The 20,214-nt window shown below is 62.3% G+C and carries 16 protein-coding genes; 12 read left to right on the top strand and 4 right to left on the bottom strand.

What is annotated here, in order from left to right:
* Position 1 precedes the first annotated feature (1 nt).
* Together gmd and ACSPX5_RS23660 are read right to left on the bottom strand one after the other, a co-directional pair.
* Positions 2-973 (bottom strand): GDP-mannose 4,6-dehydratase, encoded by a 972-nt coding sequence (gene gmd, locus ACSPX5_RS23665; RefSeq protein ID WP_007954189.1) that lies wholly within the window; start codon positions 971-973, stop codon positions 2-4.
* Positions 970-1,884: a GDP-mannose 4,6-dehydratase gene (locus ACSPX5_RS23660; RefSeq protein ID WP_323159644.1), complete on the bottom strand. Its 915-nt coding sequence runs from the start codon at positions 1,882-1,884 to the stop codon at positions 970-972. Before ACSPX5_RS23660 ends, gmd begins: the two co-directional genes overlap by 4 nt.
* A gap of 401 nt (positions 1,885-2,285) precedes the next feature.
* On the opposite strand from ACSPX5_RS23660, the gene ACSPX5_RS23655 reads away from it, so the two are divergent.
* Genes ACSPX5_RS23655 through ACSPX5_RS23625 form a run of 7 tightly spaced genes read left to right on the top strand, consistent with a single transcriptional unit; the run spans position 2,286 to position 11,381 of the window.
* Positions 2,286-3,872, top strand: a complete 1,587-nt coding sequence (locus ACSPX5_RS23655; protein WP_439820367.1) for a glycosyltransferase — start codon at positions 2,286-2,288, stop codon at positions 3,870-3,872.
* On the top strand, positions 3,866-5,170 hold the full coding sequence (locus ACSPX5_RS23650) for a glycosyltransferase (protein ID WP_169432556.1): 1,305 nt from the start codon (positions 3,866-3,868) through the stop codon (positions 5,168-5,170). The genes ACSPX5_RS23655 and ACSPX5_RS23650 overlap by 7 nt, the downstream gene beginning before the upstream one ends.
* A complete protein-coding gene (locus tag ACSPX5_RS23645) occupies positions 5,167-6,051 on the top strand; it encodes a class I SAM-dependent methyltransferase (RefSeq protein ID WP_323159647.1) in 885 nt (294 codons plus the stop codon). Before ACSPX5_RS23650 ends, ACSPX5_RS23645 begins: the two co-directional genes overlap by 4 nt.
* Entirely contained in the window at positions 6,048-7,202 is a 1,155-nt protein-coding gene (locus ACSPX5_RS23640) for an acyltransferase family protein (RefSeq protein ID WP_439820366.1), read from the top strand. Before ACSPX5_RS23645 ends, ACSPX5_RS23640 begins: the two co-directional genes overlap by 4 nt.
* Positions 7,196-8,014 carry a class I SAM-dependent methyltransferase gene (locus ACSPX5_RS23635; protein ID WP_169432553.1) on the top strand — a complete coding sequence of 273 codons (819 nt, stop codon included), beginning with the start codon at positions 7,196-7,198 and terminating at the stop codon, positions 8,012-8,014. The genes ACSPX5_RS23640 and ACSPX5_RS23635 overlap by 7 nt, the downstream gene beginning before the upstream one ends.
* Positions 8,015-8,062: 48 nt before the next feature.
* Positions 8,063-9,256, top strand: coding sequence for a DUF3142 domain-containing protein (locus ACSPX5_RS23630; protein ID WP_439820365.1), 1,194 nt, complete (start codon positions 8,063-8,065; stop codon positions 9,254-9,256).
* Positions 9,243-11,381: a hypothetical protein gene (locus tag ACSPX5_RS23625; protein WP_439820364.1), complete on the top strand. Its 2,139-nt coding sequence runs from the start codon at positions 9,243-9,245 to the stop codon at positions 11,379-11,381. The genes ACSPX5_RS23630 and ACSPX5_RS23625 overlap by 14 nt, the downstream gene beginning before the upstream one ends.
* Here ACSPX5_RS23625 and ACSPX5_RS23620 read toward each other — a convergent pair.
* Positions 11,378-12,007: a LysE family translocator gene (locus ACSPX5_RS23620; protein WP_439820363.1), complete on the bottom strand. Its 630-nt coding sequence runs from the start codon at positions 12,005-12,007 to the stop codon at positions 11,378-11,380. The genes ACSPX5_RS23625 and ACSPX5_RS23620 overlap by 4 nt on opposite strands.
* Positions 12,008-12,151: 144 nt before the next feature.
* On the opposite strand from ACSPX5_RS23620, the gene ACSPX5_RS23615 reads away from it, so the two are divergent.
* Complete coding sequence (locus ACSPX5_RS23615) at positions 12,152-12,625, top strand: Lrp/AsnC family transcriptional regulator (protein WP_007954205.1); 474 nt, start codon at positions 12,152-12,154, stop codon at positions 12,623-12,625.
* A 37-nt stretch (positions 12,626-12,662) separates the two neighbouring features.
* On the opposite strand, the gene lpdA is transcribed toward ACSPX5_RS23615, so the two are convergent.
* Positions 12,663-14,063 (bottom strand): dihydrolipoyl dehydrogenase, encoded by a 1,401-nt coding sequence (gene lpdA, locus ACSPX5_RS23610; RefSeq protein WP_439820362.1) that lies wholly within the window; start codon positions 14,061-14,063, stop codon positions 12,663-12,665.
* 193 nt (positions 14,064-14,256) lie between these two features.
* Between lpdA and hflK (ACSPX5_RS23605) the strand changes: the two genes are divergently transcribed.
* The 4 genes from hflK (ACSPX5_RS23605) to ACSPX5_RS23590 are packed head-to-tail and all read left to right on the top strand — an operon-like array spanning position 14,257 to position 20,208.
* Positions 14,257-16,215, top strand: coding sequence for a protease modulator HflK (hflK, locus tag ACSPX5_RS23605; RefSeq protein ID WP_439822052.1), 1,959 nt, complete (start codon positions 14,257-14,259; stop codon positions 16,213-16,215).
* The gene (gene hflC, locus ACSPX5_RS23600) at positions 16,212-17,255 is read left to right on the top strand and encodes a protease modulator HflC (RefSeq protein WP_207865366.1); all 1,044 of its coding nucleotides are present in this window, start codon (positions 16,212-16,214) and stop codon (positions 17,253-17,255) included. Before hflK (ACSPX5_RS23605) ends, hflC begins: the two co-directional genes overlap by 4 nt.
* Positions 17,252-18,304 (top strand): protease modulator HflK, encoded by a 1,053-nt coding sequence (hflK, locus tag ACSPX5_RS23595; protein WP_439820361.1) that lies wholly within the window; start codon positions 17,252-17,254, stop codon positions 18,302-18,304. Before hflC ends, hflK (ACSPX5_RS23595) begins: the two co-directional genes overlap by 4 nt.
* Positions 18,301-20,208, top strand: coding sequence for a heavy metal translocating P-type ATPase (locus tag ACSPX5_RS23590; RefSeq protein WP_439820360.1), 1,908 nt, complete (start codon positions 18,301-18,303; stop codon positions 20,206-20,208). The genes hflK (ACSPX5_RS23595) and ACSPX5_RS23590 overlap by 4 nt, the downstream gene beginning before the upstream one ends.
* Positions 20,209-20,214: the final 6 nt, after the last annotated feature.

The raw sequence follows: 20,214 nt of genomic DNA, 5'->3' as shown, positions 1-20,214 counted from the left end.
CCTACTCCTTGGCGACGCGTTTCATGTCCGCATCCATCATCATGCGGATCAGGGTGTCGAGGTCGGTCTTCGGTTTCCAGCCCAGCACACGCTGGGCCTTGGCCGGGTTGCCCAGCAGCACTTCGACTTCGGCCGGACGGAAGAAGGCCGGGTCGATTTTCACGTAATCGCGGTAATTCAGACCGACGTGATCGAAGGCGATGCGGCACATTTCGCGCACAGTGGTGGTGACGCCGGTAGCGACCACGAAATCGTCGGGCTTGTCCTGTTGCAGCATCAGCCACATGGCTTCGACGTAGTCGCCGGCAAAGCCCCAGTCGCGCTTGGCGTCGATGTTGCCCAGGGCCAGCTCCTGCTGTTTGCCCTGCTTGATCCGGGCGGCCGCGTCGGTGACCTTGCGGGTCACGAACTCGATGCCGCGCAGTGGCGATTCATGGTTGAACAGGATGCCGCTGCTGGCGTGCAGGTTGAAACTTTCACGGTAGTTGACGGTGATCCAGTGGCCGTAGAGTTTGGCCACGCCGTAAGGGCTGCGCGGGTAGAACGGGGTGTTCTCGTCCTGTTGCTCGGCCTGGATCAGACCGAACATCTCGCTGGTCGATGCCTGATAGAAACGCGTGTGCGGGCTGAACTGGCGGATCGCTTCGAGCAAGTGAGTCACGCCCAGGCCATCGACGATGCCGGTGGTCACCGGTTGATCCCAGGAGGCGGCAACGAAGCTTTGGGCCGCCAGGTTATAGACTTCGTCCGGCGCCGACTTGATGACCGCCCGCTGCACCGAGCAGGCATCGGCCATGTCGCCATCCAGGTACACGATGTCGGCTTCGACCCCCATTTCTCGCAGACGCCAGCGCGAATCGCTGCTGCGCCGCGCCACCAGCCCGTGAACCTTGTAACCCTTGTCGAGCAGCAGTCTGGCCAGATAAGCACCGTCCTGGCCGGTAATCCCTGTGATCAATGCACTTTTTGTCATTCTTGTCGTACTCGCTTCTCCCAGTCGGACAGGATCGCCCGCAGGGATTGTTGTGTAGTGATTTGCGGCGTCCATCCTGTGGTCCGGGCAAGCCGTTGATGGCTGCCGCAGACGCGACGCTGATCCGCGCGACGCATGCGTGCGGGATCCTGAACCAGTTGCAGGTTGACTTCGGCCAGATCGGCCATTTGCTCGATGAGACTGCGGATGCTTTGTTCACGGGCCGAGCAAATGTTGTAGACCTGACCCGGCGTGCCCTTTTCCAGTAGCGCGAAATAGGCGGAAACCACGTCGTCAACGTCGAGGAAATCCCGGGTGACGTCGATGTCGCCGACTTCCAGTTGCGGCCCTTGCAGGCCCTGTTTGATGCGACTGATCTGGCGTGCGGCGCTGGCGATGACGAAGCTGTCTTTCTGCCCGGTGCCGATGTGATTGAACGGGCGCGCCACCAATACCGGCCAGCCTTCGCTGAGGCCCCACTGCAGACTGAGGAATTCCGCCGACAGCTTGCTTACGGCGTAGGGATTGCGCGGGCAGGGTGGTTGTTGTTCGGTAATGGGTAGAGCGTGTTCTTCAACCTGGCCGTAGACATCACCTGAGCTGACATACAGAAACGTGCCTTTGAAACCGCGGGCCTTGAGCGCCTGCAACAGGTTCAAGGTGCCGAGCAGGTTGATGTCCAGGGTACGTGCCGGATCGCGGAAGGCTTCGGGGACAAAGGTCTGGCCAGCGAGGTGAATGACCGCATCGGGCAGTTGCGGCCACAGATCGACAAGGCTTTCAGGTTTCGTCAGGTCATAGGGTGAGGCGGCAGGCAGCAACTGCCACGACGCGTCTTCCCCTTGCAGACGTGACTGGATGTGTTGTCCCACGAACCCACTGAGGCCCGTGATGAACAGACTTTTTTTCAAACAGCGCCCCTTGGTCTTTAACGTTCACCTTTCCCACAGGCTTGTCGGGAATTTGCTGTCGAATCGTAGGAGCAATTCGGCAGGTCTGTAGGTGAAGTCATTGTTGTAGTTGTTTGGCTGCCAATCTGTGCCAATTGCGTGACAATTTCAACAGGACAAATCGTGACCGGTCAGTTCTCGTCAGAGTAGCCGGATTTTTCTCGCCGGGCGGTTCACGAATCCGCGACGGATGTGTTTAGAATGCCCCTCGTCGCGTTCCCCGGCAGTTTTTCCTGAGGGTCGTGCGACAGGGTAAAACCGACCATTAAAACAAGAACAGAAATGTGCCCGATGACGCAGGACGAACCCCGGTGATACCGGCTCGATCCAACGCCTGGCCGTTATAGCGTGAGGCTGCCGGGATGGCGGTCGCACCTTGGGATGCCATGAATTTCATTCTCTACTCGGACGTCAACGATCGCTCCATCAGCCAGAGTCTCGGGCGTCCCGAATACAGCTATTACTTCGTGCTCAAGGCCTATCGCCCGGTGCTTGAAAGCCTGGGGCGGGTGCATGTGGTGTCCACCACCGCCGAGATCGATCCGCTCTATCGGCAGTTGCTCGCTGCCGGAGAGCGCAGCGTGTTCCTGTCGTTCACGCCGCCGCAAAATACCCCGACCGATATCGAGTGTCCGACGATCTGCGTCATCGCATGGGAGTTCGATACGATTCCCGACGAGTCGTGGGACGGTGATTCGCGCCATGACTGGACGCAGATGCTTGCCCGACATGGACGGGTCATCACGCTGTCGAGCCATACTGCCCGGGCAATCCGCCGCGCCATGGGTGAAGCGTTTCCGGTGCTGGTGCTGCCAACCCCGCTGTGGGAAAGCTTTGCCGCTATTCGTGAAGGGCATGTCAGTGCGCCGATCAATTCCGGTACGACGCTGGCGATCAAGGGCTGCATTTTCGACAGCAGGACGCTGGGCCTTTGCGCCGATGATTTGTTGCCCAAGCCGCTGACTGCCGAGCAGCTGGCCGAGATCGAGGCGCTGCGCCCGCCACCGCTGACGTTCAAAAGGCGCCTGGTGATTGCCCGCCATTACCTGCGCCTGTGGGTGCTGAACCCGAGCGATCAACCTGAGCCCATGGCCCGGGTGAAATATTTGCATCACGGGTACTGGGAAGGATTGCGCGACCTGATGCCGGACAAAGTCCATGCCTGGCTCGAGCGACGCCTGCCGAACATTGCCGGCCCTCATGCCGTGCCCGTGGTCGAGCCGCCGCCACCGGACCTGCCGGATACCTCGGGGGTGGCCGAAGCCACGGTCGATGGGGTGATTTACGTCACCGTATTCAACCCCAGGGACGGTCGCAAGAACTGGCACCATCTGATCACCGCGTTCTGCTGGGCCTTTCGCCAAACACCTGATGCGACGCTGGTGCTGAAGATCACCCAGAACGATCTGGCGTCCTACTACAGCGAACTGATGACCTTGCTTGCGCAACTGACGCCGTTCGCCTGCCGGGTGCTGGTGATGCACGGTTATCTGGACGATGCGCAATACGCGCGGCTCTACCGGGCCGCCAGTTTCTACGTCAACGCTTCACGCTGCGAAGGCCTTTGCCTGCCGCTGATGGAGTTCATGTCCAGCGGCAAACCGGTGATCGCGCCGGATCACACGGCGATGGAAGACTACATCGATGACACCGTAGCCTTCGTCGTCCAGTCCAGCGAAGAGCTGACGATCTGGCCCCAGGACACCCGCATCATCTACCGCACCCTGCGCTATCGACCGGACTGGGCTTCGCTCAAAAGCGCTTACGAAAACAGCTACCGGATGGCCACGGCGCAGCCGCAGGATTACGCGCGGATGTCTGCCGCCGCTGTCGAACGCATGCACGACTACTGCGCGTTTGCCCCGGTGCAGCAGCGCATGGCGGACTTTTTCGGCCTCGAGCCAGGGGCCGCCGAATCTGCGCCCGTGACGGACAACGCCTCATGCTGATCATCATTCATTCGGAAACCAACCAGCACACCATCGCGCAAAACCTGGGCCGTTCGGAGTACAGCTATTACTTCGTGCTCAAGGAATACCGCCCGGTGCTCGAACGTCTCGGGCGCGTGGTGGAAGTAGTGGACCCGGCCCGGGAAGTCGATGCGCTGTATCTGGAATGCCTGGCCCATGGCGAACCGTGCGTGTTTCTGTCGTTCTCGCCGCCGCACCGCACGCCGATCCATCTGGCGTGCCCGACGCTGCCGGTGTTCGCCTGGGAATTCAGCACCATCCCCAACGAGCCCTTCGACAACGAGCCGCGCAATGACTGGCGCACGGTGCTCCGGGCCTGCGGCGCGGCGATCACCCATTCCAGTTACACGGTCAACGCCGTGCGCGAGGCCATGGGCGCCGATTACCCGATTGTTGCTGTCCCGGCGCCGGTGTGGGATCGCTTCGCGGCCCGGGGCGCGCAGCTTCAGGGGCAGCATTCGACGGGGCCGGTGCGCCTGACCATCAAGGGGCTGGTGGCCGACAGTCGCAAGCTCGATCTCGACGCCTTCGGCCCTAAGCATCTGCGTCGTGGCCAGGGCATCGATTTCCAGGCGCCGGTGTGCGAGCAGGCGTTGTTGCTGGACGGTGTCGTCTACACGTCGGTGTTCAATCCCGGCGACGGACGCAAGAACTGGGAAGACATGCTCAGCGCATTCTGCGTGACGTTCCGCGACATCGAAGACGCGACGCTGGTCCTCAAGCTCACCCACCACGATGCAGAAGAAGCCCTCAGCGACATTCTTCATCACCTGTACAAAAACCAGTCCTACCGCTGCCGCATCGTGCTGATTTATGGCTACCTCGCGGACGCGGACTACGAACGTCTGGTGCAGGCCACCCGGTACGTGGTGAACACTTCCTACGGTGAAGGCCAGTGCCTGCCCCTGATGGAATTCATGTCCTGCGGCAAGCCGGCCGTAGCACCGCGTACCACGGCGATGATCGATTACCTGAGCACCGACAACGCGTTCCTGGTTGAGTCCACCGATGAGCTGACCGCCTGGCCCCACGATCCGCGCAAGGCGTTCCGCACGTTGCGCTACATGACCAATTGGGCGTCGGTCTGTGTGGCCTATCGTGACAGCTATGAGGTGGCGAAGAACGATCCCGGGCGTTATGCGCAAATGTCGGCGCAAGCCGTTGCCAGTCTCCAGGCGTTCTGCAGTCAGGCGTTGGCCGAGCAGCGTTTGCGCGATTTTCTCGCTCAAGTGCATGAGCTCCGCGCTGTCGCTGCAACGGAAGCCACAGGCACATGATCCGCGCATTACTGAGGCGCTTGCGTCCGGTCATGCGATCGGTGCCGGTCTCTGCGCCTGAACCGAAGGCTGTCAGTGTGTCGCCGCGGGACGTCGGGCTGCACGATGCGATGCTCGACGGCTGGTTTCACGGCGACAGTGGCGAGTTGCTCAAGGGCTTTGCCATCGGTGCGGACGACACCCTGCTCGACGTGGGTTGCGGTGAGGGCGTGGCGACATTGTTCGCCGTGCGCCAGGGCGCCTCGGTGATCTTCACCGACAGCGAACACGACAAGGTGCGTGACCTCGCCCGGCAAGTCGAAGCGCAGAGCCGTAAACCCAGTCTCGGTCTGGTCAGCAACAGCCTGCCGCTGCCGCTGAGCGATGGTTGTGCAAGCAAGGTGGTGTGCATGGAAGTACTGGAGCACATCGACCAGCCCGAACCGTTCATGGCCGAACTGGTGCGCATGGGGCGTCCCGGAGCGTTGTACCTGCTCAGTGTGCCGGCACCGGTGGGTGAGCATTTGCAGCAGGGAATCGCCCCGGCCAGTTATTACCAGTCACCCAACCACGTGCAGATTTTTACCCCGGAACGTTTCGCGGCACTGGTGGAGGACGCCGGTCTGGTGATCGAGCATCGCCAGGCCACGGGATTTTTCTGGGTCATGGGCATGATCTTTTTCTGGGCCAGCGAACGTGCTGCCGGACGTGATCTCGGCGGTGCCGTGCGCGACCGGATCCAGGCGCCGTATCCACCCCTGATGGAAGGCTGGGCCAGAACCTGGCAGGACTTGCTCGCACAGCCCGACGGATTGGCGATCAAGCAGATGCTGGACCGGTTCATGCCCAAGAGTCAGGTGATCATTGCCCGTAAACCGCTCGATGCAGGGCGTGTGTCATGAGCGGCAAGCGCATCATGGACATCGAAGTCCTGCGCGCGGTCGCCGTGCTCGGCGTGCTGTTTCATCACCTGCAGGGAAGCCTGTTCACCGATCCGGTGCCGCTGCTTGAAAGGGTTCATGCCTGGGCACAGCCGTGGTGGGGCGTTGACCTGTTTTTTGCCATTTCCGGATTTGTCATCGCCCGTAGCCTGATCCCGGCGCTGCGAGGCTGTTCGACTCGCCAGCAATACTGGGAACAGACGCGTAACTTCTGGTTGCGCCGGGCCTTCCGTCTGTTGCCGTCGGCCTGGTTATGGCTGGCGCTGATGCTGCTCGCATGTGTGTTTCTCAATCGCTCCGGGGCTTTCGGTACGCTGCACGCCAACCTGCAAGCGACGCTGGCCGGCGTATTGCAGTACGCCAATTTCCGTTTTGCCGACAGCTTTTTTCATTACGAGTACGGCAGCAGCTTCGTGTACTGGAGCCTGTCGCTGGAAGAGCAGTTCTATCTGCTGTTCCCGCTGCTGATTCTGGTGTGCCGCAAGCATCTGGTCTGGGCGTTGCTGGCGCTGGTCGCGGTGCAATTGTTCACCTTGCGCACGCCGCTGCTGATGGTGATCCGTACCGATGCGCTGGCCCTCGGCGTGTTGCTGGCGATGTGGAGCGTGCAGCCGTCCTGGCGGCGATGGGAGCCGACCTTCCTGCGTCATCCGTTGGCCGGTGTGACTGCGCTGATCGTGCTGGCGCTGCTGTTGAGCTACATGGCCACCGACCGTTTCACCTTCGCCTCTTACCGGATCGGCTCGATTGCCGTGCTCGGCGCGCTGCTGGTGTGGATCGCATCGTACAACCGCGATTACCTGTTGCCGGCCGGCAGAGTGCAGCGGCTGATGGCATGGATCGGCAGCCGCTCCTACGGCATCTATCTGATCCACATCCCGGCCTATCAACTGGTGCGGGAACTGATCTTCCGTTTGCAGAGTGCCGGTCTGCCGAGCCCGGCGGGGCATCCGGTCGTGACGCTGCTGATTGCCGGTGGCCTGATCGTGCTGCTCAGCGAGCTGAATTATCGTTTCATCGAAATGCCGATGCGCAATCGCGGCGCCGCCCTGGTGCGGGGTCTCGGTATATCGCGCAACGCCGTCCCATCCTCTGGAGCCACCTCATGCTGAGCCTTTTGAAGAAACTCACAGCACCGACGCCTGTCCCGGCAGCCGCGCAGCCTGCTGCCGACAAGGTCGATCCGTACATGCTCGGCCTGCACGATGCAATGCTCAGTGGCTGGTTCAACCAGGAGACCGGCGAGCTGTTCAAAGGCTTCCCGGTGACCGCCGATGACACGTTGCTCGATGTCGGTTGTGGCGACGGTGGCAACGTACATTTCTGCGGCATGCGCGGGGCGAAGATCATCATCGCCGACATCGACGGTGCCAAGGTCGAAGCGACCCGCCAGCGCTTGAGCGACACGCCGGCCCGCGGCGTCGAGTGCCACGTCACCGACTGCAACCCGCTGCCGATTGCCGATGGCACCGCCACGCGCGTGGTGTCCACTGAAGTCATCGAGCACGTCGACGACCCGGCACAGTTTCTCGCCGAACTGGTGCGTGTCGGCCAGTCGGGCGCGCTGTACCTGCTGAGCGTGCCGCACCCCAGTTCCGAAGATTTGCAGAAAGACATCGCGGCACCGGAGTATTTCCAGAAGCCCAACCACATTCGCATCATCAGTGAAGAGCAGTTCAAGGCGATGGTCAGCGAGGCAGGGCTGGAGATCATCAGCCATAGCCAGTACGGTTTTTACTGGTCGATGTGGATGATGCTGTTCTGGGAAGCCAAGGTCGAATTCAGCAACCCGGACCATCCGCTGCTCAACCATTGGGCCGATACCTGGCAAGCGGTGCTCGATTCGCCGCGCGGCGCGCAGATCAAGCAGGCGCTGGATGCGGTGGTGGCGAAAAGTCAGGTGATCATTGCCCGCAAGCCCTGAGCGCTTTTGTGTAACCTTGCAGCCTGATGTCTCAGGGATCTGCAAGGTATGCGCTTTTTTATCGGGTGGTTAGCCATGGTGGCGGTGTTGCTGCTCTATGGTTGTGAACGCCAGGACGCCGTGCCGCTCGATCAGCAACTCTACGTCTGGCAACGGCAATGGACGCCGGCCCATGAAATCGCCCTGAAGGACAGTCATGGCGACTTCTCGACGCTTCGGGTGCTGGCGCTGCAAGCCTTCCCGAATGCCGGGTGGAATCGGGCGCGAGTCGATTACGCACTGCTCAAGCAGGATGCCCGGCCGCTGATTGCGGTGATTCGTCTCGACGGTCAGCTCAAGGCGCTCGACCAGCAAGCCGTCACGGCGCAGATCATTCAGGTGCTCGCCGACTGGCAAGGGCAGGGACTGACCCCGAGCGGCGTCGAGATCGACCATGACGCCGGCAATGCCCGATTGCCGGCCTACACCGATTTCCTCATTCATTTGCGCGCCGCATTGCCGGCCAACCTGCCCTTGAGCATCACCGCGTTACCCGCCTGGCTCGACAGCCCGCAATTGCCGGCGCTGTTGGCGGCTGTCGACAGCAGTGTGTTGCAGGTGCATGCCGTCAGCGATCCGCGTCGCGGTCTGTTCGACGCCGAGCAGGCACAACGCTGGGCCAGGGCCTGGGGGCGGGTGACCGAACAACCGTTCTACCTGGCGTTGCCCACCTACGGTGTGGCGCTGTTGCCGGACGCCGGTGGCGCTCCGGTGGTGGAGAGTGAAGTCACACTGGAACGCAGCGGCGAGCGACGCGAGTTACTCGCCGACCCGCAGCAACTGAGCCGGCTGGCCATTGAACTTCGCGAGGATCGCCCGGCACATCTGGCCGGTCTGATCTGGTTTCGCCTGCCGCTGGCCAGCGACCGCAGGGCCTGGAGTCTGAGCACGCTGCAGGCGGTCGCCCGAGGCGATGCGTTGAGCAGTCAGCTCGGCCTGACGTTCACCGAACAGAACGGCCTGCAAGACATCGCCCTGCGTAACGTCGGTAACCTCGACAGCGCCTGGCCCACTCGCATCACCGTCAAAGCCCGGGGTTGCGAAGGCGCCGACGCGCTCGCCGGTTATGCATTGCAACAGACCGCGGATCTGCTTACCTTCACCCGCTTGCGCGACGGCCGATTGCCGGCGGGCGGGCAACGTGCGATCGGTTGGGCACGTTGCGCAAATATTGATCAAGGAGGCTCGCATGTTGACCCGTAACTGGCCCCGCCACCTGCTTTGCCTGAGCCTCAGCCTGCCGCTGGGATCGGCACTGGCCTGCGGCCCTGATTTCCCGATGCGTCTGCTCGACGATCGCGGGCAATCGCTGGCGGAACTGCCGGAGGGCAACTTCAAGTTCGAGATCAGTCGCCTCGGCAAAACCATTGCGGGGCTCAAGAACGTCACCGCCGCCACCCACAATCCGGATGACATCTACGCCGAGGCGCCAGAGCCCGCCGAGGTGCGCGACAAGGCCGAGCAGATCGGCCTGACGCCTGACCAGCAAGCGCTGGTCAAACAACTGCGCAGCCTGACCGATGCCCGTCAGGTCGAGGTGCAGGGCGCGAGCCTGCCGGCGGAACTGCGTTTGTATGTGGCGGGCGCCGTGGCGTTCGGCGCCGGCGACCATCAATTGGCTGTCGAGTATTTCCGTCAGTTGCTGGCGTTGCCGGCCGATCAGCGGGCGTTGCGCAGCACCTGGGCCGCGTATTCGCTGGGCCGGGCTTTCTTTGCCATGAGCAGCGAGGCGGGTGATGCACTCCAGGCGTTGGAAAACGCCATCGAGGCCTTCCGCCAGACGCGGCAACTGAGCATCGACGGTTTCAGCGATCCACTGGAGCTTGGCGTGGCCAGCCTCGGCGAAGAAGCACGAGCGCTGCGCACGGCGGGCAGTTGGGACAAGGCCATCGAGCTCTATGCCACGCAAAACCTGCATGGCTCGAACGTCGGCTACACCTCGTTGAAGCTGTTGATGAACGACCTGGCCGAAGAGCCCGAAGACAGACTTGAAAAGTTGCTGCGCGGCAAAGCGGTGCAGCAACTGGTGACGGCCTCGCTGATCAGTCGGATCGGCTGGTCGTTCGGCGATGAGCCGCCGAATCAGAAAAAGCTGATCAAGGCATTGCAGGAAAGTACTCGCGGCAGCCTCGACAACGCCGATCGCCTGGCGGCCATGAATTATCAACAGGGCGATTACGCCAGCGCCAAGGCGTTCCTCGAACATGCAGGCGACGGCGGTCTGGCGTGGTGGCTGCGGGCGAAACTGGCGGTGCGTGACGGCGATAAAAACGCCGCTGCAGCGGCTTATGCCAAAGCCGCGCAGGCGTTTCCGCAGGACGAATCCTGGGGCGAACGGCGTACGGCCGACTGGAATCTTGAAACCCTGCAGCCCAAGTGCCGGGTCGAGGGTGAAAGCGCGATTCTTGCGTTGCAACGGGGTGAGTATCTGCAGGCTTTCGACCAGTTATATCGCAGCAAGGCTATTTATTGGTTTGACGCTGCGACCGTGGCGGAGCGAGTGCTGACGGTCGAGGAACTGAAAAACTATGTCGATACCAATGTGCCGGCGCCACCTGCGCTGAGTCAGCAGGATCGCGACAATTACGTGCCGCTGCCGGTCGCCGCAAGCCTGCGCAATCTGCTGGGTCGGCGTTTGTTGCGTGAAGGGCACTACGAAGAAGCGGTCGGTTATTTCGACAATGCCGATCTGCAGAACAAGGCCCGGCTCTACGGCGAACAACGCCTGAAGGCCGATTCGGCATGGTGGCCGACCAAGCGTGCCAGTGCGCTGTTCAATGCCGCGTGGACGGCCCGCGAGTGGGGCATGGACATCCTGGGCTACGAAATGGCCCCGGATTACGCGACCTTCGGCGGCAACTACAGCCTGGAAACCACCGAACTGAAAGTCGGGCCGCTGGTGAGCGAAGCCGAGGTGCAACGCCAGAAGGCCAGTGAAGCGCAGCCGGATGAACGTTATCACTACCGTTTCGTTGCCACGGCGTTGGCCAGTCGCGCGGCGGACAATCTTCCGCACACCAGTCAGGCGTTCGCTGCCGTGCTGTGCTCGGCCGCCGGTTGGAACAGCAGCCTGGAAGAGCAGAGCGCGTTGTACAAGCGCTATGTCGATGAAGGGCCTTACGTCCCGTGGGCCGTGGATTTTGGCCATCAGTGCCCGTACCCGGATTTTGAAAACGCCGACAAGCGCTATGTCACTCAGGTGACCGACTCGGTGCGTTCGACACTGCGGCCGTACAAGTGGCCGGTGCAGATCGGTGCGATTGTCGTGTTCACCGCCGTGGCCGTGTTGATGATTACCCGCCGCCAGCGCAAGGCTCGCAAAACCTAAGCCTGCTGGACGAACGTCAGGCGCACGGCAAAGCCGATCAACAGGCTGCCGAACAACCACTGCTGCACCCGTTGGGCCGTCGGGCTGTGTTTCAGCCAGCGGCCCAATACCGTGCCGAGCAGGGCATAGGCGCTGTCGAACAGCAATCCTGCGGCCACCAGCATCGCGCCGAGCACCGCAAACTGCGTCAGCACCGGCGCGCCATTCGCCACGATGAACTGTGGCAGCAGTACCGAGCAGAACAACAAGGCTTTCGGGTTGAGCAGGTTGGTCAGCAGGCCACGACGGATCGCTGCGCGCCACTGACCCTGGCTTTCCGTTGCGGTGCCGGCGTTCAGATCCGGCAGCAGCGTGGTGCGCAGGCACTGGATGCCGATCCACAGCAGGTACGCCGCCCCGGCCATTCGCACGGCATCGAACGTCCACGGCGCCGCCTTGAACAGCGCCGCCAGCCCCAGCGCCGCGAGCGCTACATGACAGGCTCGGGCGACGGCCAGACCCACCACCGTGGCAAGTGCTGCGCCGCGACCCTGGCGGGCACCGGTCTGCAACAGCAGGATCATGTCCGGGCCGGGCAGCAGATAAACCACCGCCAAAGCCAGGAAAAACAGCCAGAGACTCGCCATGTCGCACCCCTTTCGTTGTCGATTCGGTGCAATCAGTCTATGACTGAGGGGCAGGGCAGGTGCTTGCGTAGTTCGCTTCAATAACCACGTGGATTGGCATAACCTGCTTTCTTTTTGCCGTTACACCATCAGGATCTGCCAACCATGAAACTCGACGCCTTCGATCGCAAGATTCTCGCCGCGCTGCAACGAGACGGGCGCCTGAGCAATGTGCAACTGGCGGACGAGATCGGGTTGTCCGCCTCGCCGTGCCTGCGCCGGGTGCGCATGCTGGAAGAGGCCGGGGTGATTCGCGGTTATCAGGCGAACCTGGACCGTGACGAGGTTGGGCTGGGGCTGACGGTGTTCGTCGGGGTCAAGGTCGAGCGCCACAACGATGAACAGGCCGAGGCGTTTCATCGCGCAGTGACAGCATTGCCAGAGGTGATTTCGGCGTTTCTGGTCTCCGGGGAATCGGATTTTCTGCTGCAAGTGGTGGTACCGGACTTGCGTGCCTATGACCGTTTCCTCACCGGTTGCCTGCTGAAGTTACCGGGGGTAAGCGACATCCGCAGCAATTTTGCGATTCACACGGTGAAGACCCCAGGCGCGTTGCCGCTGGGGCATTTGCCGTCCTGATACTTCCCGCATTGCGCGGGAAGTCTGCGCGAAGTGCTTACATCTGCGTCGCCATGCCTTCGACATTCATGGCCGCCTGACGCAGCGCCTCGGAACGGGTCGGGTGGGGGTGGCAGGTCAGGGCAATATCCTCGGCCGATGCGCTGAACTCCATGGCCACGCAATACTCACCGATCATCTCACTGACGCTCGGGCCGACCAGATGCACGCCGAGGACTTCGTCGGTGTGCGCGTCGGCGAGGACTTTGGCAAAGCCTTCGGTTTCGTGATTGATCTTCGCCCGGCTGTTGGCAGTGAACGGGAATTTGCCGACCTTGTAGGCCCGGCCTTCGGCCTTGAGCTGCTCCTCGGTCTTGCCGACGCTGGCCAGTTCCGGTCGGGTGTAGATCACGTTGGGGATCAGGTCGTAGTTGACCTCGCCCGCCTTGCCGACGATCTGCTCGATGCAGGCCATGGCTTCGTCTTCAGCCTTGTGCGCCAGCATCGGCCCTGACGTGACATCGCCGATCACCCAGACGCCAGGAGCCTCGGTGCGATGGTGTTTGTTGGTGAGCATGCCGCGTTTGTCGGTGCTCAGGCCGACGTTCTCCAGCCCCAGACCCTGGGTGTAAGGGCGACGGCCGATGGCGACCAGCACGTAATCGGCTTCCAGCCGTTCGGCGGCGCCGCCGGCTGCCGGTTCGATGGTCAGTTGTACGCCGCTGGCCGAGGACGTGGCGCTGGTGACTTTTGAACTCAGTTTGAAGGTGATGCCCTGTTTGCTCAGTGAACGTTGCAAAGTCTTGCCGGCTTCGCCGTCCACGCCGGGGCAGATGCGGTCGAGGTATTCCACCACCGTCACCTGCGCGCCGAGCCGCCGCCAGACCGATCCCAGTTCCAGGCCGATGACGCCGGCACCGATCACCACCAGATGTTTGGGCACTTCGCTCAAGGACAACGCGCCGGTGGAGTCAAGAATGCGCTGGTTGTCGATCGCCACGCCGGGCAGGGGAGTGGGCTCGGAACCCGTGGCGATGACGATGTCGGTAGCGGTCAGTTCGATCCGGCTGCCCTGATCGCCGGTCACGCTGACTTTGCCGGGACCGTCGATGTGGCCCCAGCCCTTGATCCAGTCGACCTTGTTCTTGCGGAACAGGAATTCGATGCCTTTGGTCAGGCCGGTGACGCTGTCGTCCTTCTGTTTCATCATTTGCGCGAGGTTGAGCGTCGGTTTGACCTCGATGCCGAGGTTGGCGAACTCCGTCCCCATCGCCGCGTCGTACAGTTCGGACGCGTGCAACAACGCCTTGGACGGCATGCAACCGACGTTGAGGCAGGTGCCGCCCAGCGTGGCACGGCCTTCCACACACGCGGCCTTCAGGCCCAACTGGCCGGCGCGGATCGCTGCGTTATAACCGCCGGGCCCACCGCCCAGAATCACTACGTCATAGTTGCTCATGCGCTTACTCCTGGCTGAAGAATGCGGATCGCTAAAAATTACGTACGTAATATGTGCGTTTCCGGACATTTCGGTCAAGGCTTCAGGAACGCGACAGGTTGGGCATCTTTGAATGTGAAATTGAGTACAAATATTTCACGGATTTCGTTATATCGTAACGAGTTGTGCAGTGAGCCAAGGGTTTTGGGGGGATATGCAAGTCGATCTGGACGTTGATGGCACGCAAGTGACCGGTTTGCCGCGCTTTCAGCAGGCGGCGGCCCAGAGTCGCCGATTGCGCCGGTTGGCCATTGGACTTGGCGGGTTGGCCGTGGCCGAAGTGGTGCTGGCGTTTTTTGTTGGCCTGTTCGCCTCGCAATCGTTGTGGCCGGCGCTGTTGGTCAATCAGAGCGCGGCGTTGCTGGTGCTGGTCGCCGGGCTGCAATCGGCGTGGTGGGTGGCCGATTGGCGGGCGCGGGTGATCAACCCGGTGGTGCCGGTTACCGTCGAGGAAGAAACGCCCGGGCCGGATGGCTGGTACGAGCGACTGCTGGATCGGCTGAGCCGCCGCAGCCTGCATGTACTGGGGCAGATCGGTGCAGCGACATTGTGGCTGGGCGCTCTGGCGCTGCTGGCGTTGCTTGGCATCGAGCAGGTGTGGAATCTCACGCTGCAACCGACTGCCGTGGGCTTGTCCGCTTCCGTCAGCGCGGCGATTGCGCTGCTGCTGGCGTTCGGTCTGCTGGTGCTGGAGCGGCAACTGGCTCAGGAAAACCCGGCGCAATGGCCCGAGGCCGGCGCGCTGGCGCAACTAACGCGCGTGACCATCATCAGCCTGGTGCTGGGCGCGTTGTGCTTGCTGTTTGCCAGCGAGAATTCGGTGTGGCCCGTGCGGCTGGCGGTGCTGATCGGCATCCTGCCGGGGCTGGTCGCGGCGGAGTTGCTGCTGCGTGCCGTGTTGTCGTTGTTCAGTCCGCGCCGCGAACAACTTGAACCGGTGCCGCTGGCCCGCAGTTTCGTCGCCGATCTGCTGCGCTGGCCACCGCAACCGCTGCTCGTCTTGCAGCACGAATTGCACAACCGCTTCGGTATCGATCTGCGGCAGATCTGGGCCTTCAGTTACATGCGCCGCGCATTCTTGCCGGTATTGGTGCTGGTGGCGACGGTGGGCTGGTTGCTCACCGGCATTCATGAAGTCCCGCTGCAAAGCCGTGGGATCTATGAGCGCTTCGGCAAACCGGTGCAGGTGTTCGGCCCCGGTTTGCATGCCGGCCTGCCCTGGCCGTTGGGCCGGTTGTTGAGCGTGGAGAACGGCGTGGTGCACGAACTGGCGACCAGCGTCGGCGAAAATCCGGTACCCGTGCTGCCGGATCCGGCGGAAGGTCCGGCCCCGATCACCGCCAACCGCTTGTGGGATGCCAGCCACGTCAACGATAAATCCCAGGTCATCGCCAGCAGCCGTGGCGAGCAACAGAGCTTCCAGATCGTCAATATGGACGTGCGTTTCGTCTACCGCATCGGCCTCAGCGATCAGGCGGCGTTGGCCGCGACGTATAACAGCGCGGATGTACCGACGCTGATTCGCAGCACCGCGAGCCGGATTCTGGTCCACGATTTCGCATCGCGCACCCTTGACGGTTTGCTGGGGCAGGACAGGGTTGGACTGGCTGACGAGATCGGCCGCGCGGTGCAAAGCGATCTGCAGAAACTCGACAGTGGTGTGGAAATTCTTGCCACTGTGGTCGAGGCGATTCACCCGCCGGCGGGTGCCGCCAATGCTTATCACAGCGTTCAGGCGGCGCAGATTGGTGCCCAGGCGTTGATCTCTCGCGAGCGTGGGGCGGCGGCCGAAGCGAGCAATCAGGCGCAATTGCAGGCCAGCCTCGCTCGCGACCAAGCCACTGCCAATGCCCACGAAACCGGCTCGACCGCCCGCGCGGCGGATCTGAAATTCAGCGCCGAGCAAAAGGCCTACGCCAGCGCCGGCCAGGCCTTCGTGCTGGAGCAATACCTCAGCCAGCTCAGTCAGGGGCTGGGCAAAGCCAAATTGTTGGTGCTCGACCATCGTCTGGGCGGCAGCAACAACGCGCCGACCATCGACCTGCGTACGTTCACGCTGCCGGCTGACCCGACGCCGGCGCGCACCACCGCTCAACCAGGAGCCACCCATTGAGCCAGTCGCATACTCACGATCACCATGACCACAGCGGTCACGACCATGCTCATGGCGGCCACCACCATCACGGGCATCATCACCATCATCATGGGGCGCCGGAAGAGGCGGGGCCTTTCCCGTGGCGACGCATGGGCTGGGCGGTGCTGCTCGTGGCGTTCGCCATCGCAGCGGCAAGCCTGGTGCAGGTGCGCTCCGGTGAAGCCACCGTCATCACCCGCTTCGGCAACCCGTCCCGGGTTTTGCTGGAGCCCGGTCTGAGTTGGCGCTGGCCGGCGCCGTTCGAAGCGGCAATCCCGGTGGACCTGCGTTTGCGTACGACATCGAGTGGCTTGCAGGACGTCGGCACCCGTGACGGTTTGCGCATCATCGTGCAGGCGTATGTCGCGTGGCAGGTGCAGGGCGATGCGGACAACGTCCAACGGTTCATGCGCGCAGTACAGAATCAGCCGGACGAAGCGGCGCGGCAGATTCGCACCTTTGTCGGCTCGGCGCTGGAGACCACCGCCAGCAGTTTCGACCTGGCTAATCTGGTCAACACCGATGCCAATCAGGTGCACATCGCCGACTTCGAAGCGCAGTTGCGTCAGCAGATTGATCAGCAATTGCTCGCCACTTACGGCGTACGCGTGGTGCAAGTGGGCATCGAGCGGTTGACCTTGCCATCAGTGACTCTCACCGCGACGGTTGACCGGATGCGCGCCGAGCGTGAAACCATCGCCACTGAACGCACTGCAATTGGCAAGCGTGAAGCTGCGCAGATTCGCTCCGGCGCCGAGCGTGATGCCCGAATTGTGCAGGCTGACGCGACCGTGAAAGCGGCGGAAATCGAGGCGCAATCGCGGGTCGAAGCCGCACAGATTTATGGTCGTGCTTATGCCGGATCGCCGCAGCTGTACAACTTGCTGCGCTCACTGGACACCCTCGGCACTATCGTCACGCCAGATACGAAGTTGATCCTGCGCACTGATGCCGCGCCATTCCGCGTGCTGGTGGACGGCCCACCGAATCTGGACAGCAAGACCGGAACGCAGCCATGAGTGAAGTTCCACGTGGAACAAATTCGTTGAACAGTCCGTGGATTCAGGCGGGACGTCTGGCATTTTTTGCCCTGTACGCAGTGACGGTGCTGGCGGCGTTGGCCTGGGCGTTTTCCAATGTGCGGCAGATCGATCCGCAAAATCGTGCGGTGGTCATGCATTTCGGTGCGCTGGATCGCATCCAGAATGCCGGGTTGTTATTGGCCTGGCCGCAGCCGTTCGAACAGGTCGTTTTGCTGCCGGCGGCAGATCGGGTCATCGAACGTCGCGTGGAAAACTTGCTGCGCAGTCCAGCTGCAATACAGGCGGATCGCGTCGCTACATTCGCCACGCCAATAAGCGATGCATTGGCCGGTTCCGGCTATTTGCTCACCGGTGATGCCGGTGTGGTGCAGCTGGACGTGCGGGTGTTTTACAAGGTCACCGATCCCTATGACTTCGTGCTGCAAGGCGACCATGTGTTGCCGGCGCTGGATCGATTGGTGACTCGCAGCGCGGTGGCCCTGACAGCGGCGCGGGATCTGGACACCATTCTGGTGGCGCGTCCGGAGTTGATCGGCGCTGACAATCAAGCCGCCGAACGACGCGAGCGCTTGCGCGGGGATCTGGTGCAAGGCATCAATCGTCGCTTGGCTGAATTGAAGGCAAGCGGGCAGGGCATCGGTATCGAAGTAGCGCGGGTCGATGTGCAATCAAGTCTGCCCGAGCCGGCCGTCGGTGCGTTCAATGCCGTGCTGACAGCCAGCCAACAGGCTGACAAAGCGGTGGCCAATGCCCGCACCGATGCTGAAAAAATCACCCAGACGGCCAACGAACAGGCCGACCGCACCTTACAGGTCGCCCATGCCCAGGCCGGTGAACGCCTGGCCAAAGCGTCCGCCGATACCGCCACTGTATTGAGTCTGGCCCGGCAACAGAGCACCGACCCGCAAATGCTGCTGCGCCTGTACCGCGAACGGATACCGAAGATTCTCGGCCAGGCCGGTTCGGTCACCACGGTCGATCCGAAAGACGATTCCCGCCTGATCATTCAGGGAGCCAGTAAATGACCGCCACTACCGCCGCACCGAGTCTGTTGTCCTCGGCCGAGCAACGTCGAGCTGCGCGCCAGTTGACCCTGGCGATGCTCGCCCTTGGCCTGCTCGGGCTTGGCCTGATCTGGCGCTGGTTGATGCCGGAACAAACCGGGGTCAGTCAGTTGCTGTTGGGTTTTGCTTCTTTGCTGGTGGCGGTGCCGGTGATGCGTTCGGCGTGGTTCAGCCTGCGTTATCCGAGCCTGCACGGCATCACCGACCAGTTGATCGCATTGGCGATGCTCGGTGCCTGGGCCACTGGTGATCTGCTGACCGCCGCGCTGTTGCCGATCATCATGATCTTCGGCCATGTGCTGGAGGAACGCAGTGTGATCGGCTCGCAGGAAGCGATTCATGCCCTGGGCCAGCTCACTCGCAGTCATGCACGGAAAATCCAGGCAGACGGCACCGTGATCGAAGTCGATAACGGCACGCTCAAGGCCGGCGACACCGTTGAAGTCCGCGCCGGCGATCGGGTCCCGGCGGACGGTCGCGTGTTGTCCGGTCAGGCCAGCCTCGACACCGCCTCGATCACCGGTGAGTCGGTGCCGGTCGAGGCGGGCGTCGGAATGACGGTTTTCGGCGGGGCGATCAACCTCGATGGGCTGCTGCGTATCGAGGTGACCCGCACCGGCGATGAATCGACCCTGGGCAAGGTCATCGCCCTGATGCAGAACGCCGAGCGTTCCAAACCACCGATCACCCGGCTGCTGGAACGTTATGCCGGCAGCTATATGGTGCTGGTGTTGCTGTTGGCGGCGGTGACCTGGTTTGTTACCAACGATGCGCAGGCGATGCTGGCGGTGCTGGTCGCAGCCTGTCCGTGTGCACTGGTGTTGTCGGCACCGGCCACGGCGATTGCCGGTGTGGCGGTTGCGGCGCGTCACGGGATTCTGATCCGCAGTTCGGCTTTTCTCGAAGAACTGGCCGACCTTACTTCGCTGGTGGTGGACAAGACCGGAACTCTGACTTACGGCACGTTGCGTTTGCAGTCGATCAACAGCGCGCAGGCGGATCACGATTCGGTGATGGCACTGGCCGCCAGCCTTGGTGCTGCGAGCAGTCACCCGGTCAGTCGAGCACTGGCCGGTCTGGTCCACGCGGACAACGTGCTGGTGCTGACCGACATTCACGAACGGCAAGGATTGGGTGTGGTGGCCAAGACCGAGCAGGGTGAAGCGGCCCTCGGTCGCCCAGAGTTGTTTGCGCAACTGGGCATCCCGACCACATCGATTCCCGATCACGACGGCCCGATTGCCGGGCTAGCCTTGAATGGTGAATTTCTCGCCTGGCTGTTGCTGGCTGACAGCGTCAAACCGGAAGCACGATTCGCCTTGAGCGAACTGCGCGAGCTGGGCCTCGGTCGGCAACTGTTGCTGACCGGCGACCGTCAGAGCGTGGCGCACACCCTGGCGCGTGATGTCGGCCTGCATGAAGTCGAAGCTCAGGCGTTGCCTGAAGACAAACTCAATCGAGTGTTGAAGGAAATCGACAACGGTTTCCGGCCGATGGTGGTCGGCGACGGCATCAACGATTCGCTGGCACTCAAGGCCGGGGTGGTAGGTGTTGCGATGGGAGCGGGCGGTGCGGACATTGCGCTGGCGTCCGCCGACATCGTGCTGATCGGCAGCGACCTGCGCCGGCTCGGCACTTGTGTGCGCCTGAGTCGCCAATGCCGGCGCACGCTTCAAGTGAACGTGATCATCGGTCTGGGCTGGACGCTGGCCATCGTCGTCTTCGCCGCGTTCGGCTGGCTGGGCGCTGCCGGGGCGATGATCGCGGCGCTGCTGCACAACCTCAGCACGTTGCTGGTGTTGGGCAACGCTGGCCGCTTGCTGCGGTTTCAGGAGCCGCTGCTGAAACTCAACGAACAGAACTGATCATTT

Source organism: Pseudomonas sp. HLG18 (assembly GCF_051903985.1).
GTDB classification, from domain to species: Bacteria; Pseudomonadota; Gammaproteobacteria; order Pseudomonadales; family Pseudomonadaceae; genus Aquipseudomonas; species Aquipseudomonas fluorescens_BT.
The sequence above is the reverse complement of the archived record's forward strand: the minus strand, read 5'-3'. Positions and strand labels throughout refer to the sequence as shown.